Annotated in this window: 27 protein-coding genes; 14 read left to right on the top strand and 13 right to left on the bottom strand. The window is 70.0% G+C overall.

Annotated features, from left to right (window positions below; translation table 11 throughout):
• The first annotated feature begins 14 nt into the window (after positions 1 to 14).
• Complete coding sequence (gene oxyR, locus K6753_RS03510) at positions 15 to 950, top strand: DNA-binding transcriptional regulator OxyR (protein ID WP_223674779.1); 936 nt, start codon at positions 15 to 17, stop codon at positions 948 to 950.
• On the opposite strand, the gene msrA is transcribed toward oxyR, so the two are convergent.
• Positions 947 to 1,603 (bottom strand): peptide-methionine (S)-S-oxide reductase MsrA, encoded by a 657-nt coding sequence (msrA, locus tag K6753_RS03505; RefSeq protein WP_223674778.1) that lies wholly within the window; start codon positions 1,601 to 1,603, stop codon positions 947 to 949. The two genes, oxyR and msrA, sit on opposite strands and share 4 nt — an antisense overlap.
• Positions 1,604 to 1,714: 111 nt before the next feature.
• Positions 1,715 to 1,990 carry a putative signal transducing protein gene (locus K6753_RS03500; protein ID WP_223674777.1) on the bottom strand — a complete coding sequence of 92 codons (276 nt, stop codon included), beginning with the start codon at positions 1,988 to 1,990 and terminating at the stop codon, positions 1,715 to 1,717.
• A gap of 106 nt (positions 1,991 to 2,096) precedes the next feature.
• Between K6753_RS03500 and K6753_RS03495 the strand changes: the two genes are divergently transcribed.
• The 4 genes from K6753_RS03495 (at position 2,097) to K6753_RS03480 (ending at position 6,447) form a co-directional block, all read left to right on the top strand.
• A complete protein-coding gene (locus K6753_RS03495; protein ID WP_223674776.1) occupies positions 2,097 to 3,845 on the top strand; it encodes a glutamine--tRNA ligase/YqeY domain fusion protein in 1,749 nt (582 codons plus the stop codon).
• Positions 3,845 to 4,420, top strand: a complete 576-nt coding sequence (locus tag K6753_RS03490; RefSeq protein ID WP_223674775.1) for a nucleoside deaminase — start codon at positions 3,845 to 3,847, stop codon at positions 4,418 to 4,420. Before K6753_RS03495 ends, K6753_RS03490 begins: the two co-directional genes overlap by 1 nt.
• Before the next feature lie 73 nt (positions 4,421 to 4,493).
• A complete protein-coding gene (rlmM, locus tag K6753_RS03485) occupies positions 4,494 to 5,570 on the top strand; it encodes a 23S rRNA (cytidine(2498)-2'-O)-methyltransferase RlmM (protein WP_223674774.1) in 1,077 nt (358 codons plus the stop codon).
• A gap of 112 nt (positions 5,571 to 5,682) precedes the next feature.
• Positions 5,683 to 6,447: an EF-hand domain-containing protein gene (locus K6753_RS03480; protein ID WP_223674773.1), complete on the top strand. Its 765-nt coding sequence runs from the start codon at positions 5,683 to 5,685 to the stop codon at positions 6,445 to 6,447.
• A 112-nt stretch (positions 6,448 to 6,559) separates the two neighbouring features.
• On the opposite strand, the gene K6753_RS03475 is transcribed toward K6753_RS03480, so the two are convergent.
• Positions 6,560 to 7,786, bottom strand: coding sequence for an FAD-dependent monooxygenase (locus K6753_RS03475; protein WP_223674772.1), 1,227 nt, complete (start codon positions 7,784 to 7,786; stop codon positions 6,560 to 6,562).
• Positions 7,783 to 9,087 carry a 2-octaprenyl-6-methoxyphenyl hydroxylase gene (ubiH, locus tag K6753_RS03470; RefSeq protein ID WP_223674771.1) on the bottom strand — a complete coding sequence of 435 codons (1,305 nt, stop codon included), beginning with the start codon at positions 9,085 to 9,087 and terminating at the stop codon, positions 7,783 to 7,785. The genes K6753_RS03475 and ubiH overlap by 4 nt, the downstream gene beginning before the upstream one ends.
• A 44-nt stretch (positions 9,088 to 9,131) precedes the next feature.
• Here ubiH and K6753_RS03465 point away from each other — a divergent pair, with 44 nt between their 5' ends.
• The 9 genes from K6753_RS03465 to K6753_RS03425 all read left to right on the top strand — a co-directional run bounded on the left by K6753_RS03465 (position 9,132) and on the right by K6753_RS03425 (position 18,385).
• Positions 9,132 to 9,704 (top strand): DUF6580 family putative transport protein, encoded by a 573-nt coding sequence (locus tag K6753_RS03465; protein ID WP_223674770.1) that lies wholly within the window; start codon positions 9,132 to 9,134, stop codon positions 9,702 to 9,704.
• A gap of 20 nt (positions 9,705 to 9,724) precedes the next feature.
• Entirely contained in the window at positions 9,725 to 10,279 is a 555-nt protein-coding gene (locus tag K6753_RS03460) for a cob(I)yrinic acid a,c-diamide adenosyltransferase (RefSeq protein ID WP_223674769.1), read from the top strand.
• A 5-nt stretch (positions 10,280 to 10,284) separates the two neighbouring features.
• On the top strand, positions 10,285 to 11,205 hold the full coding sequence (locus K6753_RS03455; RefSeq protein ID WP_223674856.1) for a histone deacetylase family protein: 921 nt from the start codon (positions 10,285 to 10,287) through the stop codon (positions 11,203 to 11,205).
• 135 nt (positions 11,206 to 11,340) lie between these two features.
• Positions 11,341 to 13,686 (top strand): LPS assembly protein LptD, encoded by a 2,346-nt coding sequence (gene lptD, locus K6753_RS03450; protein WP_425492050.1) that lies wholly within the window; start codon positions 11,341 to 11,343, stop codon positions 13,684 to 13,686.
• Positions 13,683 to 15,035 carry a peptidylprolyl isomerase gene (locus K6753_RS03445; RefSeq protein ID WP_223674767.1) on the top strand — a complete coding sequence of 451 codons (1,353 nt, stop codon included), beginning with the start codon at positions 13,683 to 13,685 and terminating at the stop codon, positions 15,033 to 15,035. Before lptD ends, K6753_RS03445 begins: the two co-directional genes overlap by 4 nt.
• Position 15,036: 1 nt before the next feature.
• Complete coding sequence (gene pdxA / locus K6753_RS03440) at positions 15,037 to 16,047, top strand: 4-hydroxythreonine-4-phosphate dehydrogenase PdxA (RefSeq protein WP_223674766.1); 1,011 nt, start codon at positions 15,037 to 15,039, stop codon at positions 16,045 to 16,047.
• Between the two features lie 34 nt (positions 16,048 to 16,081).
• A complete protein-coding gene (gene rsmA, locus K6753_RS03435) occupies positions 16,082 to 16,933 on the top strand; it encodes a 16S rRNA (adenine(1518)-N(6)/adenine(1519)-N(6))-dimethyltransferase RsmA (protein WP_223674765.1) in 852 nt (283 codons plus the stop codon).
• A 113-nt stretch (positions 16,934 to 17,046) separates the two neighbouring features.
• Entirely contained in the window at positions 17,047 to 17,430 is a 384-nt protein-coding gene (apaG, locus tag K6753_RS03430; protein ID WP_223674764.1) for a Co2+/Mg2+ efflux protein ApaG, read from the top strand.
• Positions 17,431 to 17,440: 10 nt separating this feature from the next.
• Positions 17,441 to 18,385 (top strand): symmetrical bis(5'-nucleosyl)-tetraphosphatase, encoded by a 945-nt coding sequence (locus K6753_RS03425; protein ID WP_223674763.1) that lies wholly within the window; start codon positions 17,441 to 17,443, stop codon positions 18,383 to 18,385.
• Here the strand turns inward: K6753_RS03425 and K6753_RS03420 are convergent.
• From K6753_RS03420 to K6753_RS03380, 9 genes are all read right to left on the bottom strand, one after another.
• Positions 18,355 to 18,867: a dihydrofolate reductase gene (locus K6753_RS03420; protein ID WP_223674855.1), complete on the bottom strand. Its 513-nt coding sequence runs from the start codon at positions 18,865 to 18,867 to the stop codon at positions 18,355 to 18,357. The two genes, K6753_RS03425 and K6753_RS03420, sit on opposite strands and share 31 nt — an antisense overlap.
• 14 nt (positions 18,868 to 18,881) lie before the next feature.
• Entirely contained in the window at positions 18,882 to 19,676 is a 795-nt protein-coding gene (locus tag K6753_RS03415) for a thymidylate synthase (RefSeq protein ID WP_223674762.1), read from the bottom strand.
• A 1-nt stretch (position 19,677) separates the two neighbouring features.
• Positions 19,678 to 20,565, bottom strand: coding sequence for a prolipoprotein diacylglyceryl transferase (lgt, locus tag K6753_RS03410; RefSeq protein WP_223674761.1), 888 nt, complete (start codon positions 20,563 to 20,565; stop codon positions 19,678 to 19,680).
• Positions 20,566 to 20,674: 109 nt separating this feature from the next.
• The gene (locus K6753_RS03405) at positions 20,675 to 21,160 is read right to left on the bottom strand and encodes a TPM domain-containing protein (RefSeq protein ID WP_223674854.1); all 486 of its coding nucleotides are present in this window, start codon (positions 21,158 to 21,160) and stop codon (positions 20,675 to 20,677) included.
• Between the two features lie 13 nt (positions 21,161 to 21,173).
• Positions 21,174 to 22,076 carry a TPM domain-containing protein gene (locus K6753_RS03400; RefSeq protein WP_425492056.1) on the bottom strand — a complete coding sequence of 301 codons (903 nt, stop codon included), beginning with the start codon at positions 22,074 to 22,076 and terminating at the stop codon, positions 21,174 to 21,176.
• A 34-nt stretch (positions 22,077 to 22,110) separates the two neighbouring features.
• The gene (locus K6753_RS03395) at positions 22,111 to 22,746 is read right to left on the bottom strand and encodes a LemA family protein (protein ID WP_223674759.1); all 636 of its coding nucleotides are present in this window, start codon (positions 22,744 to 22,746) and stop codon (positions 22,111 to 22,113) included.
• 90 nt (positions 22,747 to 22,836) lie between these two features.
• Positions 22,837 to 23,562: a TerC family protein gene (locus tag K6753_RS03390; RefSeq protein ID WP_319936645.1), complete on the bottom strand. Its 726-nt coding sequence runs from the start codon at positions 23,560 to 23,562 to the stop codon at positions 22,837 to 22,839.
• A gap of 51 nt (positions 23,563 to 23,613) precedes the next feature.
• Positions 23,614 to 24,000, bottom strand: coding sequence for a diacylglycerol kinase (locus tag K6753_RS03385; protein ID WP_223674758.1), 387 nt, complete (start codon positions 23,998 to 24,000; stop codon positions 23,614 to 23,616).
• Positions 24,001 to 24,245: 245 nt separating this feature from the next.
• Positions 24,246 to 25,262 carry an isoaspartyl peptidase/L-asparaginase family protein gene (locus tag K6753_RS03380; RefSeq protein ID WP_223674757.1) on the bottom strand — a complete coding sequence of 339 codons (1,017 nt, stop codon included), beginning with the start codon at positions 25,260 to 25,262 and terminating at the stop codon, positions 24,246 to 24,248.
• Between the last annotated feature and the right edge of the window lie 28 nt (positions 25,263 to 25,290).

Here is a 25,290-nt window from a genome sequence, read left to right as displayed (position 1 = left end):
ATCGGTGCGCCCACATGAACCTGCGCGACCTGAAGTACCTCGTCGCCCTGGCCGACCACAAGCATTTCGGCCGGGCGGCGAACGCCTGCTTCGTCAGCCAGCCCACCCTGTCGACGCAGATCCGCAAGCTCGAGGACGAGCTGGGCGTGTCGCTGGTCGAGCGCGCGCCGCGCCGGGTGATGCTGACCCCGGTGGGGCGCGACATCGCCGAGCGCGCGCGCAAGATCATCAGCGACGTCGAGCAGATGTCGGAGATCGCGCGCCGCAGCCAGGACCCGGAAGCCGGCACCGTGCGGCTCGGCCTGTTCCCCACGCTCGGCCCCTACCTGCTCCCGCATGTCGTCCCCAGCCTGCGTCGGCGCTTCCCGCGGCTGGAGCTGCTGCTGGTGGAGGAGAAGACCGACCAGATCCTGGCGCGCCTGCGCGATGGCCGGCTGGACGCGGGCATCCTCGCCCTGCCGATCCACGACGACCAGTTGCACGTCGAGCCGTTGTTCGACGAGCCGTTCCTGCTGGCGGTGCCGCACGACCACGCGATGGCCGGACGCGCGGCGCTCGAAGTGGACGACCTCGACGACCAGCACCTGCTGCTGTTGGAAGAAGGCCACTGCCTGCGCGACCAGGCGCTGGACGTGTGCCGGCTGTCGGGTGCGGACGAGCGCGACGGCTTCCGCGCCACCAGCCTGGAGACACTGCGGCAGATGGTCGCCGCGGGAGTCGGCATCACCCTGCTGCCGATGCTGGCCGTGCAGCCGCCGGTGCCGGCCTCGCCGGACGTGCGGCTGCTGCGCTTCGAGGGTGAAGCCCCGCATCGGCAGATCGCGATGCTCTGGCGCAAGAGTTCGGCGATGGACGGCTTCCTGCGGCAGCTGGCGGCCGAGTTCCGGCAATTGCCGGCCGCCTTGCTGCAGCCCCCCAAGGCCGTGGGCGCAGCTGGGGAAACGCGCTAGAAGTCGGCGTCGATCCCGCTCGGGCAGGCCACGCCCGTGCCCCCCAGCCCGCAGTAGCCGCCGGGATGCTTGGACAGGTACTGCTGGTGCTCGTCCTCGGCGTAATAGAACGTCGGCGCCGGATACACGATCTCGGTCGTGACCGGTCCGAAGCCGGCTTCGGTCAGCCGTGCCTGGAACGCGTCATGCGACGCCAGGGCGGCGCGGTACTGCGCCTCGGTCGTGCAATGGATCGCAGACCGGTACTGGCTGCCGACGTCGTTGCCCTGTCGCATGCCCTGGGTCGGGTCGTGGCCCTCCCAGAACGCCTGCAGCATCGCCTCGAACGTCATGGCCGCCGGGTCGTACACCACCAGTACCGCCTCGGTGTGGCCGGTCTGGCCGCTGCAGACCTCGCGGTAGGTCGGGTTGGGGGTGTAGCCGCCGGCGTAGCCGACTGCAGTCGTCACCACGCCGGGCTTCTTCCAGAACAGGCGCTCGGCGCCCCAGAAGCAGCCCATCGCGAAGTGCACCTGTTCCAGCCCCGCGAATGAACCCTTCAGTGGGCGGCCGTGCACGTGGTGGGCGTTGTGCAGCGGCAGCGCGGTTTCACGCCCCGGCAGGGCGTCTTCGCGGGCGGGCATGCGCTGTTTGTAGGCACCGATGCCGAGCATGGGGCGCTCCTGCGGGATTGGGGTAGACCGATATCGGGCCCGGTCGCCGGTCCTTCAAGCCGGCGATGGCCGGTCCTTCAAGCCGGCGATGACACGCCCGTGCACGTGCACTCAGGCGATGCCGGGAACGCCGTCGTCCAGCCCGTCCGCCGCCGCCGTCTCGGCCAATGCCGACGTCTCGCCGAGTCCCAGCGCCTCCACCACCGACCGCGCCCGTGGCCAGGCGGCCTCGGGCACGCATACCTGCACCACCCCGAACAGCGGCAGCTCGCCCATGCCGCCGACCAGGGCCTCGCCCTTCAGGAACACCGGAATGTCCTCGGCTTCCAGTGCATGTCGCACGAGGTGGGCGTCGATCACGTTGGCGGCGTCGTAGACGACTTTCATGCAGGGCTCCCGGTCGGCGCACCGAGCATAGCGCCGCACCTGCAACGTCGGCGTGGCGACGGCCCAGCGGCTAAACTGCCCGCTTTCCCCGCACCGACCCCCACGCATGTCCGCAACGCCTGCCGCACCCGACGCCCCCGCCACGCCGGAGAAGAGCGACTTCATCCGCCAGATCGTGCGCGAGGACCTCGCCCGCGGTAAGCACGCGGCGATCAAGACCCGCTTCCCACCCGAGCCCAACGGCTACCTGCACATCGGCCATGCGAAGGCGATCTGCCTGGACTTCGGCATCGCCGCGGAATTCGGCGGCGTGTGCAACCTGCGCCTGGACGACACCAACCCGGCGAAGGAAGACCCCGAGTACGTGCGCGCCATCCAGGAGGACGTGCGCTGGCTCGGCTTCGAGTGGCACGACCTGCGCCATGCGTCGGACTACTTCGAGGTGTTCTACCTCGCCGCCGAGAAGCTGATCCGCCAAGGGGATGCGTTCGTGTGCGACCTGACCGCCGAACAGGTGCGCGAGTACCGCGGCACCCTGACCGAGCCGGGCCGGCCGTCGCCGTTCCGCGACCGCGGCGTTGACGAGAACCTCGACCTGTTCAGCCGCATGCGCGCCGGCGAGTTCGCCGACGGCAGCCACACGCTGCGCGCCAAGATCGACATGGCCAGCGGCAACATCAACCTGCGCGACCCCGCGCTGTACCGCATCAAGAAGGTCGCCCACCAGAACACCGGCGACGCCTGGCCGATCTATCCGATGTACGACTATGCGCACTCGCTGTCGGATGCGATCGAAGGCATCACGCATTCGCTGTGCACGCTGGAGTTCGAGGACCACCGCCCGCTGTACGACTGGTGCGTCGACCGGGTCGACCTTGCGAACTCACCGGAACTGCTTGAGCCGCTGACCTCCAAGGGCCTGCCGAGCGAAGCCGCCAAGCCCCGCCAGATCGAGTTCTCGCGCGCCAACCTCACGTATCTGGTGATGAGCAAGCGCAAGTTGATGGCGCTGGTGCAGGCCGGGCTGGTCGACGGCTGGGACGACCCGCGCATGCCGACCCTGCAGGGCATCCGCCGCCGCGGCTACACGCCCGCCTCCCTGCGTCTCTTTGCCGACCGCCTCGGCGTGAGCAAGCAGAACTCGCTGATCGACTACGCCGTGCTGGAAGGCTGCCTGCGCGAGGACCTCGACGCGCGCGCGCCGCGCCGCATGGCCGTGGTCGAGCCCCTGAAGTTCACCCTCACCAACCTGCCCGACGACCACGTCGAGACCCTCACGTTTTCCAACCACCCCAAGGACGAGGCGTTCGGCAGCCGCGAGGTGCCGTTCTCCAACGCGTTGTGGATCGAGCGCGAGGACTTCGCCGAAGTCCCGCCCAAGGGCTGGAAGCGGCTGGTGCCGGGCGGCGAGGTGCGGCTGCGCGGCGCGGGCATCGTGCGCTGCGACGAAGTCATCAAGGACGACGCCGGCGACATCGTCGAACTGCGCGGCACGCTCGACCCCGAGTCGCGTCCCGGCATGGAAGGCGCCAACCGCAAGGTCAAGGGCACCATCCACTGGGTCAGCGCGCGTCACGCCGTCGAGGCCGAGATCCGGCTGTACGACCGGCTGTTCTCGGTGCCGGACCCCGACGACGACAGCGACGGCAAGACCTACCAGGACCACCTCAACCCGGACTCGCGACGCACGGCCATTGGATACGTCGAGCCGTCCGCCGCCGATGCCGCGCCGGAGACGGCGTTCCAGTTCGAGCGCATGGGCTACTTCGTCGCCGATCGCCGCGACCATCGCAGCGACGCCCCGGTGTTCAACCGCGCCGTGACCCTGCGCGACACCTGGGCGGCCAAGGCCTGATGCTGTACGCGCAGGTCCACCTCACGCTGCCGGCCTGGGTGCACGAGCACGTGGATGCCGATCGCACCCATGCCGGCGACGAGGCGAAAGTCGCACTCGCGATCGAGCTGTCGCGACTCAACATCGAGTCCCGCAGCGGCGGTCCGTTCGGCGCGGCGGTTTTCGGGCCCGACGACCGCATCGTCGCCGTTGGCGTGAATCGCGTGCTGCCGCAGCAGTGCTCGCTGGCGCACGCCGAGACGATGGCCTACATGCTGGCGCAGCAGCGCACGCAGCGCTCGCGCCTGAACGAGCTGGAGGACGGCACGCGGGTCGGCCCCTTCACGCTGGCAACGTCGGCGCAGCCGTGCTGCCAGTGCTACGGCGCGACGTTCTGGGCCGGCGTCGACCGGCTGCTGATCGGCGCACGCAGCGAGGACGTCGAGTCGTTGACCGAGTTCGACGAGGGGCCGCTGCCGGCCGACTGGATCGGTGAACTGCAGAAGCGTGGGATCGAGGTCGTGCGCGACCTGCATCGCGACGACGCCCGCGCGGTGCTCAAGCAGTACGGGGAACTGGGCGGCACGTTCTATTGAGGCTGCCCAGAGACCGGCACCTGCCGGGACGCGCCGGCATGCCGGACCGCTGCATTACAGGGAGGGACGCGGGATGAAGGTCGATGGACTGCTGTTGTATTGCCGTGCCGGTTTCGAGCCGGAACTGGCCGCCGAACTGGTCGACCGCGCTGCCGACGCGGGACATCCCGGCTATGCCCGCACCCAGCGCGGGGATGGCTACGTGTCGTTCTTCTGCGATCGCCCTGATGCGCTCGACCGCGCGCTGCCGTTCGACCGGCTGATCTTCGCCCGCCAGAAGCTGCGCATTGTCAAAGACCTCCCGGGGCTGGACCCGCAGGACCGCGCGACGCCGCTGCTGGCCGCGTTGGAGTCGGCCTATGGCGGCCAACCCGACGTGCCGGTGTTCGGCGAGCTGTGGACCGAGCACCCCGACTCCGACACGGGCAAACCCTTGGCCGGCCTGGCGCGCGGCTTTGCCAACGCGCTGCGACCGCTGCTGCGCAAGTCCGGCTGGCTGACGGCCCAGCCCGATCCCGGTCGGCCGCGCCTGCACGTCGTGCTGCTGGGCGGTACGCACCTGGTACTGGCCACGTCCGACCCGGCTGACAGCGCGCCCTGGCCGATGGGCATCCCGCGCCTGCGCATGCATGCCGATGCACCCAGCCGCTCAGCGCTGAAACTGGAGGAAGCGCTGCTGACGCTGCTCGATGACGATGAGCGCGCCAAGCTGCTCCGCGACAACATGCAGGCCGCCGACCTGGGCGCCGCGCCCGGCGGCTGGACCTGGGTGCTGATGCGCCACGGCATGAAGGTCACTGCGGTCGACAACGGTCCGCTGCGCCAGGCGCTGCTCGACAGCGGCCGCGTCGACCACCTGCGCGCCGACGGCTTCAGCTGGCAGCCGCCGCGCACGCTCGACTGGATGGTCTGCGACATGGTCGAGCAGCCGCGGCGCGTCGCCGACCGCATGGCGACCTGGCTGCGCGAGGGCTGGTGCCGCCAGACCGTGTTCAACCTGAAGCTGCCGATGAAGAAGCGCTGGGAGGAGACGCGGATCTGCCTGGAGGGCTTCGAACAGGCCGCCCACCGCACGCTGGAGATACGCGCCCGCCAGCTCTACCACGACCGCGAGGAGATCACGGTCTTCGCCCGTCCGGCCGCGCGCTGAACGCGCTGGCGGACACCTCTCGAGCACGGTTCAGCAGGCGTTTCGTGCGTACACACCGGGTTGACCAGGGCGGGCCTAGGGTCGCCGCACCCACCACCCGAGAGGGCTGAACATGAACACGAATTTCCGCAAGACCCGCATCACCGTGGCGCTGCTGGCTGCCATGGGCATGACCGGTACCGCCATGGCCCAGGAGCAGTCCGAGGCGCAGGCCGAAGTACAGGCCGAGGCCGAAGCCGAGCTGGCAGTAATGGACGCCAAGGCCGCACGCGAGGCCGCCGAGGCTGCGCAGGAAGCCGCGCAGGCCGCAGCGGCCGTCCGTGATTCGGGCTCGATGTCGGCGCACGGTGCGGCGACTGCCGAAGCCACTGCGCATACGGCGCACGAGTCGTCGGTGGACGCCCAGCTGGCAGCCAACGAGGCCGTGAACGCCGCCAACGCCGCGCTCGGCGCGAAGTCGGGGGCCGACAAGGGCGAACAGAAGCTCGGCGCGGCCGTCCAGGCACGCGAAGCCGCCATGAAGGCCGACGCGGCCGCCGACGCGACTGCCGCCGCGGCGGCGCGCGCCCAGATCGCGGCCGAAGCCACGGCCCAGGCGACCGTTGAGCCGGCGCCGACGCCCGTCGCTCCGGTCGTACCGGTCGTGCCTGTCGTTGATACCGTGAACGGTGCAGTCGGTGCCGCCACCGCGACGACCGCGACCGTCAATGCCGATGGCACGCTGACCGTCGATTTCGCTTCCCTGGATCTGGACGGCAACGGCTACCTGAGCCGCGACGAGGTGTCCGCCTACGCCACGCTGTCGAGCGAGTTCGACATGGTCGACGGTGATGGCGACGGCCAGCTCAGCGCCGCCGAAATGCAGGCCCGCCGCTAAACAGCGCCTGCAGCCGCGCGGCTGGAAGTGGCCCGCGGCGAACGACGATAAGAACCCGATGTACCTTTGCGCCCCGCCATGTGCGGGGCGCTTTTCGTTCCGGCCGCCGGGCTCAGAGACCCGCGGCGCGCTTCCAGAGGGCATGCGTGAGCGGCGGCATCCGACCGGCCCACCCGAGCAGCGTGCCGCGCAGCAATGTGGGCGCCAACGCGTCGTTGGAGAACAGGCGGTTCAATCCGTCGAAGGCATGCGCGGCCACGGCGTTCTCGCTGCGCCGTACCCGCGCCCATCGCTCCAGCCAGCGCGTGGAGCCCATCCCGGTATCGAACACACGTGCACGCCGCGCGGCATCGTGCAGGGCGGACACATCACGCAGGCCCAGGTTCACGCCCTGGCCTGCGAGCGGATGCACGACGTGCGCGGCGTCGCCCAGCAGCGCCACGCGGCCCGAGACGTACCGATGCGCGAGGCGGCGGCGCAGCGGAAACGCCGCGCGCCGCGAAACCGCGGTCAGCGCCCCCAGCGGCCCGTCGAACGCTCGCCCGAGGACGTCGAGGAACGCCGCATCATCCAGCGCCATGACCCGCGCCGCCTCGGCTTCGGGCAGGGTCCAGACGATGGAACTGCGCCGCGACGGTGCATGGCCGTCGACGAAAGGAAGGAAGGCCAGCGGCCCGGTCGGCAGGAACCGCTGCCAGCACGTCGCCTGGTGCGGGTGCTCGCTGTCGACGAAGGCCACCACGCCGCGCTGGCCGTAGTCGCGGGTGTCGGCTTCGATTCCGGCCAACGCGCGCAAATGCGACTCGGCGCCGTCCGCGGCCAGCACCAGGCGCGCATGCAGGCGATCGCCGCCGGCAAGGTCGATCGAGGCGAGCGCCTCGTCCTGCGTCAGCCCCTCCACGCGGTCCGGCGCACGCACCTGCACGCCCGCTGCCGGGAGTGCCGACCACAGCCGGTCGACCAGCAACCCGTGTTCGACGATCCAGCCCAACTCGGGCCGCGCCAGCGCATCGGCGTCGAAGCGCAACGTGCCGCCGCCCGCCGCATCCCACACCTGCATCGCGCGGTACGGCTGGATGCGCGCGTCGCGGATCGATGGCCAGACGCCCAGGCGATCCAGCAGCGCGGCGTTGTCCGGCGCAAAGGCGTACACGCGGAGGTCGGGCTGGTTGATGTCGAAGTGGGCGTCGCCGGCTTCATCGTTGCCGCGCCACGGCGGGGGCACGTGCGCTTCGACCAGCGCGACCCTCGCGCCGTCGCCCGCGAACGCCAGCGCCGCGGCGGCACCAACGACGCCGCCGCCCACCACCACCACGTCGAATGGATCGCGCCGGCTCATGCCGGCCTCCGGCACAGCCGCGGCACGTCGCCGCGGTAACCGAGCGCGCCGCCCACCAGCCCGGCCTGCACCGAGGGCAGGCGATCGGCCGCGAACAGGCCCACGCTGCGCAGCGGCGCCAGGAAGCTCGACCCGTTGGCGCCGACGCGTGCCAGTCCGTCGGAGAAGGCGATCGTGGCGGCACGGTCTTCGCGGCGTCGCGCCACGTACGCCTGCAACAGGTTCGCGTGGCCGAAGTCACCTTCAGCGCCGTCACGACGGGTGGACTCGATGAGGTCGACCAGCGTCATCGCATCGCGCAGGCCGAGGTTGAAGCCCTGCGCCCCCAGCGGGTGGATCGCCTGCGCGGCGTTGCCCACCAGCACGGCGCGTTCGGAAGCCAGCGCCTCGGCTTCGACCTTGACGGCCGGGTAGAGGCTGCGGGGGCCGCATTCCAGGAACCGTCCCGCACGCCAACCGAACGTCGCCTGCGCACGCGCAAGGAACGCGGCATCGTCAAGCGCGGACACCGGTGCGGCCTCGTCGGCGGGCACGCCCAGCACCAGCCCGTAGTGGCGATCGCCACGCGGCAGCAGTGCGGTCGGGCCGCCCGGCCCGAGGCGCTCGAACGCCGTGCCCTCGGGTTGGCGATCGGTGCGCAGCCGGCAGACGAAGAGCACCTGCCCGTACTCGTGTCGCGCATGGCCGATGCCCAGCGCGCGCCGCACACCGCTGTCGGCACCATCGGCCCCGACCAGCAAACGCGCGCGCAGGTGCAGCGGGTTGCCACCCTCGGACAATTGCACTTCGCGCAGTGACGCTTCGCTGCCGGGCTCGACCGACGTCGCTTCGAAACGTGCCGGGCGGTAGCGGACGATGCCCGGCAGTTCGGCCACGCGTGCTTCCAGCGCCTCGCCGAAGTCGCGCGCCACGACCACCCGCCCGAATTCCTCCCGCCCGTGCCGCCCGGCCTCCAGCAGGACCCGCCCGAAATCACCCTGGCGGGATACATGGATGCGCCGGATCGCGCCGGTCGGTGCGCGCAGCTTCTGCATCACCCCCAGCGCGGTCAGGGCATGCACCGACGCCTCGGCGAAACTGAGGTTGCGCTGGTCGAACACCGGCGGCAACGACCCGGGCGCAGTCGCTTCGACCAGCCCGACATCCACGCCAATGCGTGCCAGTGCGATTGCCAGGCTGCTGCCGACCAGGCCGCCACCGACGATCAGGACGTCGTGCGTGCGTGCGTCACGTGTGGCGCCATCGGGGGTCGTGGTGCGCGCGGAATCGGGCTGCGGTGGCGCGGGGGTCGGGCTGGCCATTGCGCTATGCTACCGGGTCTGTCCGCTCGCCCATCCGCATGCTGATGAATCGTCCCGTTGCCTCGCTGCTGTCCCCCGGTCCGCTGGTACTCGCCGGCCTGATCCTCCTGGCCGCGCTCAGCCGGGTGCTGCCGCATCCGCCGAACTTCTCGCCGGTCGCGGCCGTGGCGCTGTTCGCCGGCGCGTACTTCGCCGCGCGCAAGTGGGCCTTCATCGTGCCGCTGGCCGCGCTTGCGCTGTCGGACGTGGTACTCGCATCGATGCATGGCGGCCTCTACGCCAGCTGGTTCGGCGGCACGGGCATCTGGCTGGTGTACGGCTGCATCGCGCTGACCACGGCGATGGGCCTGGGCCTGCGCGGCCGCGTCAATGGTGCGCGCGTACTGGGCTACTCGCTGGCCGGCTCGGTGCTGTTCTTCCTGGTCACCAACTTCGGTGCATGGATCGGCAGCCCGATGTATCCGCAGACCGCGGGCGGCCTGGCGGCGGCGTACATCGCCGGCGTGCCGTTCTTCCAGTGGACGGTGCTGTCGACGCTGTTCTACTCGGCGCTGCTGTTCGGCGGCTTCGCGCTGCTGCGCCGCCAGGTACCGGCGCTGCGCGCCCAGACCGCCTGACGCAGGGGCGGCCGACCGCCATGGGCAATCGCCTCTCAAAGATCTACACCCGCACCGGCGACGACGGCACCACGGGCCTGGGTGACGGACGCCGGGTGGACAAGGACTCGGCGCGGGTCGAGGCCTACGGCACCGTGGACGAAGCCAATTCGGCGATCGGACTGGTGCTGGCGGCGCCGGTGCCCGACGACGTCCGCGTGCTGCTGACCGCGGTGCAGCACCAGCTGTTCGACCTGGGCGGGGAGCTGTGCATCCCCGGCCATGCGGCGATCTTCGATGCCGACATCGAACGCCTGGAGCAGCGCCTGGACGAATTCAATGCCGACCTGCCCGCACTGAAGGATTTCATCCTGCCCGGCGGCGGCGAGGCCGCGGCCCGCTGCCACGTGGCCCGCACCGTCGTGCGCCGCGCCGAGCGCGAAGCCGTGGCGTTGTCGCGCCTCGAGGCGGTACGGCCCGAGGCCGTTCGCTACCTCAACCGACTGTCGGACCTGCTGTTCGTGCTGGCGCGCGTGCTGGCGCGTGACAGCGGCCACGGCGAGGTCGTCTGGAACCACGAGCGCCGGCGCGCATGAGCACGCTGCGGGCCTACACGCATCCGGCCTGCGCCACCCACGACCCCGGCCCCGGCCACGCCGAGCGCCCGGCCCGCCTGGCCGCGGTCACCGACGCCCTGCGCGCCGCCTGGCCGGCCCTCGACTGGCACGAAGCGCCATCCGCCACCCGCGGCCAATTGCTACGCGTGCACGACGATGTGCTTCTGGCGCTGGTGCTGGACACGCCCGTCCAACAGCGCATCGCACTGGATCCCGACACCTTCCTCGGCCCGGGTTCGGCCGAAGCGGCGTTGCGCGCGGCGGGCGCGGGCGTGGCCGCCGTCGATGCGGTCATGACTGGCGACGCCGGTCGCGTCTTCTGCGCGGTGCGCCCACCCGGCCACCACGCCACCGGGTCCGTCGCGATGGGCTTCTGCCTGTTCAACAGCATTGCCGTCGCCGCCGCACACGCCTGTGACCGCCACGGCCTTGAGCGCGTGGCCGTCATCGACTTCGACGTCCACCATGGCAACGGCACGCAGGACATTTTCGATACCGACCCGCGGGTGATGTACCTGAGCTCGCACCAGGCGCCGCTGTACCCGGATTCGGGATATGCCGACGAGCGAGGTGTCGGCAACGTGGTGAATGCGCCGCTGCCACCCGGCATGGATGGCGATGGGTTCCGGCAGGTTTGGCGTGACACGCTGCTGCCGGCCCTCGACGGCTTCCGCCCGCAACTCGTGCTGGTGTCGGCAGGATTCGACGGCCACCGGCTGGACCCGCTGGCGCAGTTGCAGCTGGAAGCCAGCGACTACGCATGGTTGACGGGGGAGCTGGTCGCGATCGCCGATCGCCACGCACACGGCCGCCTGGTGTCGATGCTGGAAGGTGGCTACGACCTGCAGGCCCTCGCCGAGTGCAGCGTGGCCCACGTGGGCGTGCTCCTGGACGGCGCGGCCTGACCCCCTTGTCGGCCCGGCGCCGACTTCCTCTTCTACTACCAAGATGAACGCGCTGGCCGGGTCCCGGCCGACAGCGTTGCCGGGCTGCGGTCGATGGGGCAAGCTTGGCGGCCATTTTTCCGACCGGACCGCCGCGTGCGCAAACCCCTTCGCCTGCTGCCGCTCTCGATCTGCATCGCGCTGGCACTGCCGGCCCACGCGCAGGACGACGGGGAGGACTGGGGCCTGTGCCGCGTCACCGACGTGGTCCCGACCTTTGGTGATGCACCCGCCCCCCTCGACAGCGCCAGCACGCCCGAAGCCCGGGCGCAGGCGCCGACCGATATCGAAGGCGGCAGCCTGGAGCGCGCGTCCGACGACGAGAACATCATTGTCCAGGACAATGTGCGCCTCAGCCGTGGCGACCAGTTCCTGGGCACCGATCGGTTGCTCTACAACGCCGACACCGGCCGCTATACCGCCGAGGGCAGCATTCGCTACCAGGATGCCGGCATGCGGATCGTGGCCGAGCGCGCCGAGGGCGATCAGAATGCGGACACGCACCGCATCGAGGACCTGCAGTACCAGTTGACGGAGCGCCGCGGCAACGGCGGCGCGGACCGCATCGAGCTGCGTGGGCGCTATGGCTCGCTGATCGGTTCGACGTACACCACGTGCGACCCCAGGGAGCCGGGCTGGCAACTGCGCGCCGGCCGCATCGACATCGATACCGAAGAAGGCATGGGCGTGGCCCGCAACGCCACCCTGCGCATCGGCAAGGTGCCCGTGCTTTACGTGCCGTGGTTCAAGTTCCCGGTCGACGACCGCCGCCGTACCGGCCTTCTGTATCCCTCGATCTCACTGTCAAACCGCAACGGGCTGGACTGGAAGCAGCCGGTCTACCTCAACCTGGCCCCCAACTACGATGCCACGCTGACCCCGCGCCTGATGACCGACCGCGGCCTGCAGCTGGGCGGCGAGTTCCGGTGGCTCTACGAGAAGGGCCGCGGCACGTTCTTCGGCGAGTGGATGGCAGACGACGAGCTCCCCGGGCGCGAGCCCGACCGCTACCTGCGGTCGATGGGCGAGCTTCCGGATGAACGCGGACTCTTCAGGTTGACCAGTTCGCACAATTTCAATCGCACGTGGTATGCGCGGGCCAACCTCGGCTGGGTCAGCGATCCCCACTATCTCGAGGACTTCAGCAACAGTCTGTACGCCGTCTCGCAGTACTCGATCACCAGCTCCGCCGGACTCTACGGCCGCGGCCGCTATTGGGACGCCGGATTGATGGCCGACCGACAGCAGCTGGCGGACTACACGCTGACAGAGCGCCAGCTGCGGTACGACAGGCTGCCCCGTGCGTACCTCAATTGGGCGCAGCCGGTCGGCCGCTGGTTCGAGTTGGGCGTCAACGGCGAGGCCGTGCGGTTCCAGCATTCGGTCCGCGAAGAGGCAAACCGGTTCGATATCAAGCCCTACATCGCGATGCCCCTGGAGGGCGACAGCTGGTTCGTGACGCCCAAGGTGGCGTGGCGCTACACCGCCTACCAGCTCGACGACACCCTGACGGCAGCCCTGGGGGACGAGTCGCCAACGCGCAGCCTCCCCATCTCGTCCGTGGATGCGGGGATGTTCTTCGAGCGCGAAACATCGCTGTTCGGAGATCGCTATCTCCAGACGCTGGAACCGCGTCTCTACTACCTCAACGTGCCGTATCGCGACCAGGGCGGGATACCGCGGTTCGATACCCAGCCCATGACGTTCAGCTGGGGCCAACTCTTCCGCGACAACCGCTACACCGGGCCGGATCGCCAGATCGACGCCAACCAGCTGACGACGGCCCTGACGACGCGGCTCATCAGCGAAGAAGATGGACGCGAGCGTCTGGCAGCGAGCATCGGTCAGATCCAGTACTTCGAGGACAGCCTCGTGGTCGTGCCGGGCGAGACGCCGGTGGAGAAAGGAAAGTCGGCGTGGGTCGCGGACCTGGGCTTTTCCCCGACCGATCGCCTGACCATCAACGCGGCCTACCAGTGGGATCCCAAGTTCCGCCAGGAGGACCTGGCCAGCATCCGCGCGCGCTACCTGGTCGGCGATTACGGCGTGATCAACGCGGGTTACCGGTACCGTCGGGATCTCGTGGACCAGGTGGACTTCGCGTTCCTCTACCCGATCAACCGGAACTGGAGCGTCGTCGGCCGCTATTACTACTCGTTCGAAGACAAGAAGCTGCTTGAATCCATCGCCGGCATCCAGTGGGAAAGCTGCTGCCTGGCGGCCCGCCTGGTGGCCCGCCGCTACATCCGCGACCGCGACGGCGACCTGGACGATTCGCTCCGGCTGGAGATCGAACTCAAGGGCCTGGGCTCGGCCGGTCAGAAGACGGAGGGCGTTTTGCGGCGTGCTATTCTCGGCTACGAACGCGACGACCTCTACCTCGTCCCACCGTCCTCCCTGCCGACCGGCAGCGACGAACTCACCCCCGATCCGATCCTATGAAGACATCCCTCGCGTGCGTCCTCGCCGCGACGCTGATGGCGTCGCCCGTACTGGCTCCGTTCCACGCCCATGCACAGGCCCCGGCCGTGCAGCCGATCGAAGGCATCGTCGCAGTGGTGGACGAGGACGTCGTCCTGCGCAGCGAACTCGATCGTGCGATGGCCAACATCCTGTCCCAGTACGCCGGCCGCGAGAACCAGCTGCCACCGCGTGAGGTGCTGGAGCGCCAGGTGATCGAGCGGCTGGTGCTGGTCAAGCTGCAGGTGGCCCGCGCCAATGCCACCGGCGTGCGGGTGAGCGACCAGGAAGTCGACCAGGCCGTGGCCGGCATTGCCGCACAGAACGGCCTGAGCGTGGAGCAGCTCGCGCAGCAGCTTGCGCGCGACGGCAGCACGTTTGCCGAGTTCCGCAGCTCGATCCGCGATGAACTGACCATCCAGCGCCTGCGCCAGCGCTTCGCCCAGAGCCGTGTGTCGGTGAGCGAGGCGGAAATCGACGCGGCCATGGAGGCGCAGCAGGGCACCGGCCAGCAGTACCGGCTGGCGCACATCCTGGTGGGCGTGCCGGAAGCGGCCACCCCCGAGCAGCTGCAGACGGCACAGGAAAAGATCGAAGGCGTGAAGCGCCTGCTCGACCGTGGCGAGATGGATTTCGCGGCCGCGGCGGTGCGCTACTCCGACAGCCCCAACGCGCTGGAAGGCGGCGACCTGGGCTGGCGCAGCCTGGACGAAATCCCGGCGGCCTTCGCGCAGCTGGTACGTGGCCTCCAGCCCGGCCAGGTCAGCGCACCGTTGCGTGGACCCAGCGGCTTCCAGCTGCTGCAGGTGGTCGAGGTGCGCGACGCCAACCAGGGCGAGCCGAGCATGGTGACCCAGTACCGCGCCAGCCACATCTTGGTGCGCGTCGGCAATGGTGTCGAAGACGCCGAGGCCCGGGCCGCCGCTGAAACCCTGCGCGCCCGCATTGCCGGCGGCGCGGACTTCGCCGAAGTCGCACGCGAAAGCTCGCAGGACACCAGCTCCCAAGCCCGCGGTGGCGAACTGGGCTGGTTCACCCGCGACCAGTTCGGCCCGGAGTTCGGCAATGCCGTCGCCGCCCTGGCCGATGGCGAAGTATCCCAGCCGCTGCGCACCGAGGCCGGCTGGCACATCATCCAGCGCCAGGAAAGCCGCCAGGCCGACGCCGGTGACAGCAACCGACGCGCCCAGGTCAGCGAGACCATTGGCCGCCGCAAGCTGGAAGACGAGTGGAACCGGTTCCTGCGTGAAATCCGCGGCGAAGCCTTCGTCGACGTACGCGTGGGCCAGGCGGCCGCCGAGGAGACCCAGGCGCCCGCAGCGGGCGGCTGACATGCGACCCGGTCCGTTGCCGCGGCTCGCGCTGGTCCCTGGCGAGCCGGCCGGCGTCGGTCCCGAACTCTGCGTGCGGCTGGCCCAGCGGCCGCGCGATTACAGCCTGACCGCCTTCGCCGACCCGGCCACCCTGCGTGACGCCGCCGGCCGGCTGGGGCTGCCATTGGAGCTGGTCGAACCTGATGCGGCCGCAGCCGGCACCCGCCCGGGCACGCTGGCCTGCATAGACACCCCGCTGGCCCACCCGGCCGAGCCCGGCCGTCCCGACCCCGCCAACGCCGTCAGCGTCGTGCGTTCACTGCATACCGCAGCCGACGCATGCCAACGCGGCGAGTTCGACGGTGTCGTGACCGGTCCGGTGCACAAGGCCACCATCAACCTCGGCGGCATCGCCTACACCGGCACCACCGAGCTGCTGGCCGAGCGCGCCGGTTGCGACGTGGTCATGATGCTGGCGAACGCGACCGTCCGCGTGGCATTGGCGACGACCCACCTGCCGCTGCGCGATGTCGCCGACGCGATTGCCGATGCACCGCTTGAGCGCACGCTCCGGATTCTTCACGAGGCACTGCAACGCGACTTCGGCGTCCGCACGCCGACCATCGCGGTGCTGGGCCTCAACCCGCATGCAGGCGAGGCCGGCCATCTCGGTCGCGAGGAAATCGACGTGGTCGAACCGGTGCTCGGGCGCCTGCGCGCGGAAGGCATGCACCTGGTCGGCCCGCTGCCGGCCGACACCGCGTTCCTCCCGGCCAAGCTGCGCGGCTTCGACGCGGTGCTCGCGATGTACCACGACCAGGGCCTGCCGGTGCTGAAGTTCAGCGGCTTCGAGGAGGCCGTCAACGTCACGCTCGGCCTGCCCTACCCGCGCGTGGCCGTCGACCACGGCACCGCGCTCGAACTGGCCGGCCTGGGCACCGCCGATCCGTCCAGCCTGTTCGCCGCAGCCGACACCTGCGCGCGCATCGTCCACGCGCGCGCAGCGTTCGATCCGGCGCGCGCAGGCTGAGCCGCGCCATACCGACCGACCCGGACTCCGACCAATGCCCGCCACGCCCTTTACCGAGCCGGCCAAGAAACACCTCGGCCAGCATTTCCTGCACGACCGCAGCTACGTCGACCGCATCGTCCAGGCCGTCGGCCCCGTGCTTGATCCGCAGTCGGGCGAACGGCTGGTGGAGATCGGGCCGGGCCAGGGTGCGATCACGTTCCCGCTGCTGGACCGGCACGGCGCGTTGACCGTGATCGAGTTCGACCGCGACCTCATCGCGCCGCTGACGGAAGCCGCCCGCGCGCATGGCGAACTGACGGTCATCCACCGCGATGTGCTGAAGGTCGACTTCACCGAACTGGCCGACGGTGTAAAGAACCGGATCCGGCTGGTCGGCAACCTGCCCTACAACCTGTCCTCGCCGATCCTGTTCCATGTCCTGGACCACGCGCCGGTGGTCAGGGACATGGTGTTCATGCTGCAGAAGGAGGTGGTCGACCGCATGGCCGCGCCGCCCGGGAGCAAGGTCTACGGGCGGCTGAGTGTGATGTTGCAGGCCTACTGCCGCGTCGAGGCGCTTTTCATCGTGCCACCGGGGGCGTTCCGGCCGCCGCCGAAGGTCGACTCCGCCGTCGTGCGGCTGGTGCCGCGCGACGCGTCCGAGGTCGGCATCGACGACCCTGCGCTGTTCGCACGCGTGGTACGCGATGCCTTTGGCCAGCGACGCAAGACGCTGCGCAATGCGCTGTCGCAGGTCTGCGACGCCGCCGCGATCACCGCGGCCGGCATCCGTCCCGAGCTGCGCGCCGAGCAACTGCCGGTGGCCGACTTCGTGCGGCTCGCCAATGCGCTCACTACCGATGCGGCGACGCGCGACACCGGGACGATGCCGGCCGAGCGCTGAGTTCGATGGAGTCACGAGCGGCGCCTGGCTTGCGGCGCGGATTCGGCTGCGACGCCGCTTCAATGCGGGTTTTCATGCCCAATGCACCGTGCGGCCGCGTAAACTTCGCGCCTATGGAGTCCCGCCCCGCCTACGCCGTCGACATCGAAGTCGCGACCCGCTTCCTGGACGAGCAGTCCGCGCCTGAGCAGGACCGCTACGTGTTCGCCTACACCATCCACATCCACAACAGTGGATGCGTGCCGGCGCAGTTGCTCAGCCGCCGCTGGCGGATCACAGATGCCAACGGAAAGGTGCAGGAAGTACGCGGCGAAGGCGTGATCGGGCAGCAGCCGCACCTCGATCCGGGCGAGGACTTCCAATACACATCCGGCGCCGTGCTCGAGACCGACCTGGGCACCATGGAGGGCAGCTACGCCATGGTCGCCGATGACGGTACGCGCTTCGAGGTGCCCATCCCGGCATTCACGCTGAGCGTGCCGCGGACCCTGCACTGATGGCCCGGCCATGAGTGTCTGGGCCATCGGCGACCTCCAGGGCTGCTACGACGCGACGCGTCGGCTGCTGGACACGATCGCGTTCGACCCGGCGCGCGACACGCTCTGGTTCTGCGGCGACCTGGTCAACCGCGGCGGGCAGTCGCTGGAGACCCTGCGGCTGGTGCACTCGCTGCGGGACAATGCCGTCGTGGTGCTGGGCAACCACGACCTGTCGCTGCTGGCAATCGGCGAACGGCGCGAGGAAGAGCAGCGCAAGGTCAACCCGGACCTGCAGCGCATCGTGCTGGCGGAAGACCGTGACGAGCTGCTGGGCTGGCTGCGCCGGCAGAAGCTGGTGCATGTCGACCGCGACCTCGGCTGGATGATGCTGCATGCGGGCATGCTGCCGTCGTGGACCACGCAGCAGGCCGAGAAGCTGGCGCGCGAGGTCGAAGACGCGCTGCACGGCCCCCAGGCGCCGCGCCTGCTGCGTCACATGTACGGCGACCAGCCGGCCTGGAACCCGCGCCTGGGCGGCATGGACCGCCACCGGGCGATCATCAATGCATTCACCCGCCTGCGTTACTGCTCACCGCGCGGGCGCATCGCGTTCGAGGAAAAGGGCGAGCCCGGCACGCAGGCCGCCGGTTTGTACCCGTGGTACGCAACGCCTGGCCGCGCGGCGCGCGACCTCAAGATCGTCTGCGGCCACTGGTCCACGCTGGGGCTCTTCATCGGGCACGGCGTGCATGCCATCGACACCGGCGCGGTCTGGGGCGGCAAGCTGACGGCGCTGCAGCTCGACACCGATGAGCTCCGCGTCGTGCAGGTGGCCGGCCGCGACGTGCCGGCCACCCCGCCGCGCCCGCGCGCCGGCAAGAAGCCGCGCAACGGCCAGCGCCATCATCGTCGCGGCAAGGGCGGCCGCGGCGACGCGCAGCCTCAGCCGCCCCGACCGTCCAGCGACGCGTAGTCCACGAACTCAAACGCCAGCGCGTGGCGCGCGTCGGCCGGGTGCGGCTCGCGATGCGTCACGCGCCAGTGCGCCGTGTCGAACTCCGGGAAGTACGCATCGGCATCCGGCACCCCGGTGTCGACATGCGTCAGGTGCATCCGGCGGGCCAGCGGCAGGCACAACGCGTAGACCTCGCCGCCACCGATCACGCACAGCTCCTGCGTACCCAGCTCGCGCGCCTGCTGCAATGCCGCGTCCAGTGACGCCACCGCCCGCATGCCCTCGAACGGGACGGCGCCCGAGCGCGTCAACACGAGGTTGGCCCTGCCCGGCAGCGCCCGGCCAAGCGACTCGGCCGTACGCCGCCCCATCAGTACCGGCCTGCCCAGCGTCAGCGCCTTGAAGCGCTTGAGGTCGTCGGGCAGGCGCCACGGCAGGTCGTTGTCGCGCCCGATGGCGCGGTTGCGGTCCAGCGCGGCAATCAGCACCAGCGCCGGCATCGGCGTGGCTGCAGTCAAACCGCCACCGGCGCCTTGATCGCCGGATGCGGGTCGTAGCCTTCGATAGCGATGTCGTCGAAACCGAACGCGAACAGGTCGGTGACCTCCGGGTTCAGGCGCAACGTCGGCAGCGCACGCGGCGTGCGTGACAGCTGCTCGCGCGCCTGGTCGAAGTGGTTGGAATACAGGTGCGCATCGCCCAGCGTGTGCACGAAGTCGCCCACGCCCAGCCCGCAGGCCTGCGCCACCATGTGCGTCAGCAGCGCGTAGCTGGCGATGTTGAACGGCACGCCCAGGAAGATGTCGCCGCTGCGCTGGTAAAGCTGGCAACTCAACTTGCCGTCGGCGACATAGAACTGGAACAGGGTGTGACACGGCATCAGCGCCATGTCCGGCAGGTCGGCCACGTTCCAGGCCGAGACGATCAGCCGGCGCGAGTCCGGATTGCGCTTGATCTCCTCGACCACCCAGCGGATCTGGTCGATCTCCACGCCGTCCGCGCCCGCCCACCGGCGCCACTGCTTGCCGTAGACCGGGCCGAGCTCGCCACGCTCGTCCGCCCACTCGTCCCAGATCGAGACCTTGTTCTCGCGCAGGTAGGCGATGTTGGTCTCGCCCTTCAGGAACCACAGCAGCTCGTGGACGATCGAGCGCAGGTGCAGCTTCTTCGTGGTGACCAGCGGGAAGCCGTCCTCCAGGTTGAAACGCATCTGCCAACCGAACACCGAACGCGTGCCGGTGCCGGTACGGTCGGCCTTCTCGCGGCCGTGGTCGAGGACGTGGCGCAGCAGGTCGAGGTAGGCGTCCATGTCAGCTCCGCGGCGCAATGGTGGCCGGCACGGGCGCCAGCGTGGGCGAGCGCCGCGACAACCACAACAGGAACAGGCCGATTGCGATGAGCGGCAGGCTCAGCACCTGCCCCATGGTCAACCAGCCGAAGGCGAGATACCCGAGTTGCGCGTCGGGCACACGTACGAACTCGACCACGAAACGGAAGATGCCATACAGCAGCGCGAACAGGCCAGACACCGCGTAGCGCGGCCGCGGCTTCTTCGAGAACCACCACAGCGCAACGAACATCACCAGGCCCTCAAGCAGCGCCTGGTAGAGCTGCGAGGGATGGCGCGCATAGGCCTCCAGCGCGCCGGAGGCGTGCAGCTCGCGCAAGCGCTCCATCGAGGCACCGGTGTACTCGCCCATCGGTGCGTGCGGGAAGATGACGCCCCAGCCGGCTTCCGTGGGCTTGCCCCACAACTCGCCGCCGATGTAGTTGCCCAGACGCCCGAAGCCGAGGCCCGGCGGCACCAGCGGCGCGACGAAATCCATCACGTCGAAGAAGTGCAGGCGGTGTTTGCGCGCCCACCACAGGGCGGCCGCCATCACGCCGATCAGGCCACCGTGGAAGCTCATGCCGCCTTCCCAGATCCGCACCAGCATCAGCGGGTCGTCCAGCAACGCGTCGAAAGCGTAAAAGAAGACGTAGCCCAGACGCCCGCCCAGCACGACACCGAGCATCGCGTAGAAGAGCAGGTCGCCGTAGGCCTGTTCGTCGACGCCGGGCAGCCGGCCCTGGCGCACCCGCAGGCGTCCCAGCCACCACGCCAGGCCAAAGCCAAGCAGGTACATGACGCCGTACCAGTGGACCTGGAGCGGACCCAGGTCGAGGGCGATCGGGTCGATCTGGTGCAGGATGGTCATGCGGCCTCGGGCTGTCGGCAATGCCGGCTATTGTGCCCGACGGACGCGGGACGCCGAACGCGCCGGAAGTCCTGTCGAACGGATGCAGGCCTGCGGTAGTCGCGAATGCTCAGAGCACCCGCGGCCGGTTGCACAGCTCGTTGTCGGCGCCGCCTTCGGTGAGCGGGAAGTGCGGTGCGATCAACGCAGCCATCGCTTCGATCCCCGCGACGATGGCAGCAGCGGGTTCTCCGCCCCGCAGGCCCTGCTCGATGCGCTCGCACGCCGCCCGCCACTGCCCGGCATCGACACGGCCGTCGAAGCCGCGGTCGGCGACGATTTCGATCCGGTGGTCGGCCACCAGCAGGTACAGCAGCACACCGTTGTTGCCGGCGGTGTCCCAGACGCCCAGCCGCGCGAAGACCTCTTGCGCGCGTTCGCGCGGCGATTGGCCGTCCCACAGCGCGCTCGCGGGCAGCCCGGCCTCCACCGCGAAGCAGATCTCGCCATCGTGCCGCCGCTCGGAGGCCTCGATCGCTTCGGCGATCCGTGCCATCGCCGCAGGGTCCAGCCACCGCTCCACGGAGGGCGCAAACAGGTGGCGCAGCCATCGCATCAGGCCGGTCACCTCACCAGCTCCCGGAGGCGCCGCCGCCTCCGCTCATGCCGCCGCCACCCGACCAGCCGCCACCGCCGCCGAACCCGCCGCCGCCACCGAAACCGCCGCCACCCCAGTGGCCGCCGCCCATGCCACCCCAGGTGCCGGCGTGGCCGTGGCCGCTGCGGGCGAAGCGGCCGCTTGGCGCAGCGGCCAGGCCGAACAACAACCCGATGACGCCGCCGATCAATCCAGTGGCCAGCGAGCCCAGCAACCAGCCGATGCCGCCCGATGCCGCCGCCCCGGCCAGGCCACGCAATGGGCGCGGCGCACGGCCGAAGATCGCGCGCACGAACTGCGCGACGAACACCGCCGCAAAGACCGCCAGGAACCACCCGCCCCCGGAGCGCCGACGCTCATCCGCGCTGTCGGCCATCGGCGGCGGCAACGGTTCGCCATCGACCAGTCCGACCAGCACCCCGGTCGCCTGTTCGATGCCACCGGCGTAGTCGCCCTCGCGGAACCGGGGTACGAGGTACTCCTGCACCACGCGCGAAGCGGTGGCATCGGGGATGGCACCCTCCAGGCCGTATCCGACCTCGATGCGCACCCGCCGGTCGTCCTTGGCGACCAGCAGCAGGACGCCGTCATCCACGCCCTCGCGACCCAGACGCCACTGGTCGAACACCCGCACGGCGTACTGGGCAATGTCCTCGGGTTGCGTGGTCGGCACCACCAGCACCTGCAACTGGCTGCCCTTGCGGCGCTGCAGGTCGAGCGCCTGCGCCTCGAGGCGCGCACGGGCCGCCGCGTCCAGGGTGGCGGTGGTATCCACCACCGGCGTATCCAGCGCCGGGACCGGGGCCAGGTCCTGCGCCGACACGGTCGTGGCGAGCAGCAGCGCCGCGCACGCAACGGCACCGCCCAGCCGGATGCGCAGCCGCTTGGGCCATGCCGCCATGGTGTGCTCAGCCGGCCGCGGGCGCGGGCGATTCGAAGTCGACCGTCGGCGGCTCCGCCAGCTCGGCCTCGTTCTCCACCGAGAAGTTGGGCTTGGGCGCGTAACCGAAGACCTTGGCCGTCAGGTTCTGCGGGAACGAGCGGATGTAGGTGTTGTAGTCCTGCACCGCCTGGATGTAGCGCTGGCGCTCCACGGTGATGCGGTTCTCGGTGCCTTCCAGCTGCGCCTGCAATTGCAGGAAGTTCTGGTTGGCCTTGAGCTGCGGGTAGTTCTCCGCGACGACCAGCAGTCGGCCGATCGCGCTCTGCAGCTCGCCCTGCGCCTGCTGGAACTGCTCGATCGACGCCGGGTCGTCGGCATTGACGTTGATGCTGCCCACGCGCGAGCGCGCCTCGGTCACCGCCGTCAGCACCTCGCGCTCATGGCTGGCGTAGCCGCGCACGCTGGCGACCAGGTTGGGCACCAGGTCGGCGCGCCGCTTGTAGACGTTGAGCACCTGGGACCAGGCCGCGTTCACGGCTTCGTCCTTCTGCTGGATGGTGTTGTAGCCGCAGCCCGACAGCAGCAGCGCGGCGAGGGCCAGCACACTGGCGCGGAGGCCGGCGCGACGCAGGACGGCGCGACGCAGGACGGTGAGGGACATGGGGCGGCTCCGACGCGGGGGATGGCGCATTGCACCACCGCCCGCCGGCCGCGCGCAATGGACGCGGCGTGACGACGCGCCGCGTCGCCGTCAGGTCTCCAGCACCCGGCGGCGGCTGTTGCGGCGCGCCCACAGGTTGAGGATCTCGACCAGCGCCGAGAAGCCCATCGCGCCGTAGATGTAGCCGCGCGGGATGTGCACCTCCAGGCCGTCGGCAACCAGGTACACGCCGATCAGCACGATGAAGGCCAGCGCCAGCATCTTGATGGTCGGGTTGCGGTCGATGAACTTGCCCAGGGGCGTGGCGGCCATGAGCATCACCGCGACCGCCAGCAGGATGGCCACGACCATGATCCAGGTCTGGTTGGCCAGGCCGACGGCGGCGATGACCGAGTCCAGCGAGAACACGATGTCGATCACCGCGATCTGCGCGATGACCATCCAGAACGAGGCCAGCGGCTTGGTGTGGACATCCTCGGACTCGTGCTCGCCAACGATCGAGTCGCGGATTTCCATCACGCCCTTCACCACCAGGAAGGCGCCACCCAGGATCAGCACCAGGTCGCGCACCGAGATGCCCTGCCCCAGCACCGTGAACAGGTCGGTCGTCAGGCCGGCCAGCCACGCCAGCGTGAGCAGCAGCGCGATACGGGTGATGCAGGCCACCGCGATGCCGAACTTGCGCGCGACTTCGCGCTGGTGCACCGGCAGCTTGCTGACCGCGATGGAGATGAAGACCAGGTTGTCGATGCCCAGCACGATCTCGATGGAGCTGAGGGTGATGAGGGTCAACCAGACCTGCGGATCGGAAAGCATTTCAAGCACGGAAGGAATTCCTTGGGCGAAAACGGGTAGGTGAAGCGGCCATCAGGGCTGGAGCAGGCGCGGGACCAGGATCACGCCCCAGGTCAGCGCCACGTTGAGCATCAGCACGAACACGGCAGCCGACCCCATGTCCTTGGCGCGGCCGGCCAGTTCATGGAACTCGGCGCCGTAGCGCTCGATCACCGCCTCGATGGACGAGTTCAACAGCTCCACGCTCATCACCAGCAGCATCGAGCCGATCAGCAGGACGCGTTCCACCGGTGTGTCGCCGAGCCACCAGGCCAGGGGGGCCAGCACCGCGAACAGGTAGACCTCCAGGCGGAACGACGACTCGTGCAGCCACGCCGCCCAGAGGCCCTGCATCGACCATTTGGCGGCCTTGAGGATGCGGTCCGGTCGGCGCGGCAGGTGGCCGAGTTCGTCGGCCATGTCAGCAACGCTCCACGGTCAGGGCGCCGACAGGGGCTGGCGAGCGCAGGGCGCTTCGGAACGCGTGCGTTTTCGGCATGGAGTGGATGGCGACAGCTTGGAGGGGTTGGCCCCGGCGTGCGCCGGCGCGGCGGCCCGGGCCGGCCGCAAGGGCGCGATTTTGCCACAAGCCGCGCCCCCGACACCGGCCGCACCGTTCAGGTGGGCCGTGGGCCCTGCTCGCCCAAGGCCTTGGATCCGTGGGATCAGCGCTCCGCTGCGTCCTCGTGGATGGCGGTGCCACGGCGGCCGTCGGGGTGGATCCAGCCGCGGAACATGCTGCCGCTGTTGAATGGCATCGCAATGTTGCCTTCGGCGTCCAGTGCGATGGCACCGCCATCACCGCCGGCAGCCGGCACGATCCGGTTGACGACCTCCTCGGCCGCCTCGGCCAGGCTGTCGCCGCGATAGGCCACGCGGGCGCAGATGTCGTGCGCCACGGCGTTGCGGATGTAGAACTCGCCCCAACCCGTGCCCGACACCCCGCAGCGCGCGTCCGCCCAGGTGCCCGCACCGATCACCGGCACGTCGCCGACCCGGCCCCACTTCTTGTTGGTCATGCCGCCGGTGCTGGTCGCGGCGGCGATGTGGCCGTGCACGTCCAGCGCCACCGCGCCGACGGTGCCGAAGTACGCATCCGGCGCCTCGCCGACCGCGGCCTTGCGCTGCGCATTCTCGAGCGCGCGGCGGCGGGATTCGGTATCGAACCAGTCGTTGGGCACGCGGGCGATGTCGGTCCGGGTGTCGGCGAAGGCCTCCGCCCCGTCGCCGGCCAGGAAGACGTGCGGGCTGTGCTCCATCACCGCCCGCGCCAACCGGATGGGGTTGCGAATGGTGGTCAAACCGGCCACCGCACCGGCACGCCGGGTGTGACCCTCCATCACCGCCGCGTCCAGGTCGTGCCCGCCCTCGGCATTAAACACTGCGCCCTTGCCGGCGTTGAAGCGCGGCGACTCCTCCAGCACCAGCACGGCCGCCTCAACGGCGTCGAGCGCAGTGCCGCCGGCCGAAAGGACCGCGTGCCCGGCATCCAACGCACGGTTGAGCGTGGCGTGCACGTCGTGCACGTCGGCCTCGCTCAGGGCGTCCTTCGGCACGAAGCCGGCGCCGCCGTGGATCACCAGCGCGGTGCGCGGCGAAGGCGGGGGCGTCGGGTCGGCGGCGGGTGCCTGGGCGTGGGCGTTCATGGCGGCAAGTGCGATCAGCAGGGTGAGGAGACGCATGGCGGATCCCGGAACGAAGACCCGGCGA

Origin of the sequence: Novilysobacter selenitireducens (assembly GCF_020026895.1) — a bacterium.
Classification (GTDB): Bacteria; Pseudomonadota; Gammaproteobacteria; order Xanthomonadales; family Xanthomonadaceae; genus Lysobacter_C; species Lysobacter_C selenitireducens.
This window is presented reverse-complemented; position numbering and strand designations above follow the sequence as displayed.

Excerpts from the sequence above, each read along its gene's own strand:
- pdxA (WP_223674766.1), top strand. The coding sequence starts at position 15,037 with ATGCGACCCGGTCCGTTGCCGCGGCTCGCGCTGGTCCCTGGCGAGCCG.
- K6753_RS03405 (WP_223674854.1), bottom strand. The coding sequence starts at position 21,160 with ATGCGATGGCTGCGCCACCTGTTTGCGCCCTCCGTGGAGCGGTGGCTG.
- apaG (WP_223674764.1), top strand. The coding sequence starts at position 17,047 with ATGGAGTCCCGCCCCGCCTACGCCGTCGACATCGAAGTCGCGACCCGC.
- K6753_RS03420 (WP_223674855.1), bottom strand. The coding sequence starts at position 18,867 with ATGCCGGCGCTGGTGCTGATTGCCGCGCTGGACCGCAACCGCGCCATC.
- K6753_RS03445 (WP_223674767.1), top strand. The coding sequence starts at position 13,683 with ATGAAGACATCCCTCGCGTGCGTCCTCGCCGCGACGCTGATGGCGTCG.
- K6753_RS03490 (WP_223674775.1), top strand. The coding sequence starts at position 3,845 with ATGCTGTACGCGCAGGTCCACCTCACGCTGCCGGCCTGGGTGCACGAG.
- K6753_RS03500 (WP_223674777.1), bottom strand. The coding sequence starts at position 1,990 with ATGAAAGTCGTCTACGACGCCGCCAACGTGATCGACGCCCACCTCGTG.
- rsmA (WP_223674765.1), top strand. The coding sequence starts at position 16,082 with ATGCCCGCCACGCCCTTTACCGAGCCGGCCAAGAAACACCTCGGCCAG.
- K6753_RS03385 (WP_223674758.1), bottom strand. The coding sequence starts at position 24,000 with ATGGCCGACGAACTCGGCCACCTGCCGCGCCGACCGGACCGCATCCTC.
- K6753_RS03465 (WP_223674770.1), top strand. The coding sequence starts at position 9,132 with ATGAATCGTCCCGTTGCCTCGCTGCTGTCCCCCGGTCCGCTGGTACTC.
- rlmM (WP_223674774.1), top strand. The coding sequence starts at position 4,494 with ATGAAGGTCGATGGACTGCTGTTGTATTGCCGTGCCGGTTTCGAGCCG.
- K6753_RS03415 (WP_223674762.1), bottom strand. The coding sequence starts at position 19,676 with ATGGACGCCTACCTCGACCTGCTGCGCCACGTCCTCGACCACGGCCGC.
- K6753_RS03395 (WP_223674759.1), bottom strand. The coding sequence starts at position 22,746 with ATGTCCCTCACCGTCCTGCGTCGCGCCGTCCTGCGTCGCGCCGGCCTC.
- msrA (WP_223674778.1), bottom strand. The coding sequence starts at position 1,603 with ATGCTCGGCATCGGTGCCTACAAACAGCGCATGCCCGCCCGCGAAGAC.
- K6753_RS03425 (WP_223674763.1), top strand. The coding sequence starts at position 17,441 with ATGAGTGTCTGGGCCATCGGCGACCTCCAGGGCTGCTACGACGCGACG.
- K6753_RS03460 (WP_223674769.1), top strand. The coding sequence starts at position 9,725 with ATGGGCAATCGCCTCTCAAAGATCTACACCCGCACCGGCGACGACGGC.
- K6753_RS03480 (WP_223674773.1), top strand. The coding sequence starts at position 5,683 with ATGAACACGAATTTCCGCAAGACCCGCATCACCGTGGCGCTGCTGGCT.
- K6753_RS03390 (WP_319936645.1), bottom strand. The coding sequence starts at position 23,562 with ATGCTTTCCGATCCGCAGGTCTGGTTGACCCTCATCACCCTCAGCTCC.
- oxyR (WP_223674779.1), top strand. The coding sequence starts at position 15 with ATGAACCTGCGCGACCTGAAGTACCTCGTCGCCCTGGCCGACCACAAG.
- K6753_RS03380 (WP_223674757.1), bottom strand. The coding sequence starts at position 25,262 with ATGCGTCTCCTCACCCTGCTGATCGCACTTGCCGCCATGAACGCCCAC.
- lgt (WP_223674761.1), bottom strand. The coding sequence starts at position 20,565 with ATGACCATCCTGCACCAGATCGACCCGATCGCCCTCGACCTGGGTCCG.
- K6753_RS03475 (WP_223674772.1), bottom strand. The coding sequence starts at position 7,786 with ATGAGCCGGCGCGATCCATTCGACGTGGTGGTGGTGGGCGGCGGCGTC.
- ubiH (WP_223674771.1), bottom strand. The coding sequence starts at position 9,087 with ATGGCCAGCCCGACCCCCGCGCCACCGCAGCCCGATTCCGCGCGCACC.
- K6753_RS03495 (WP_223674776.1), top strand. The coding sequence starts at position 2,097 with ATGTCCGCAACGCCTGCCGCACCCGACGCCCCCGCCACGCCGGAGAAG.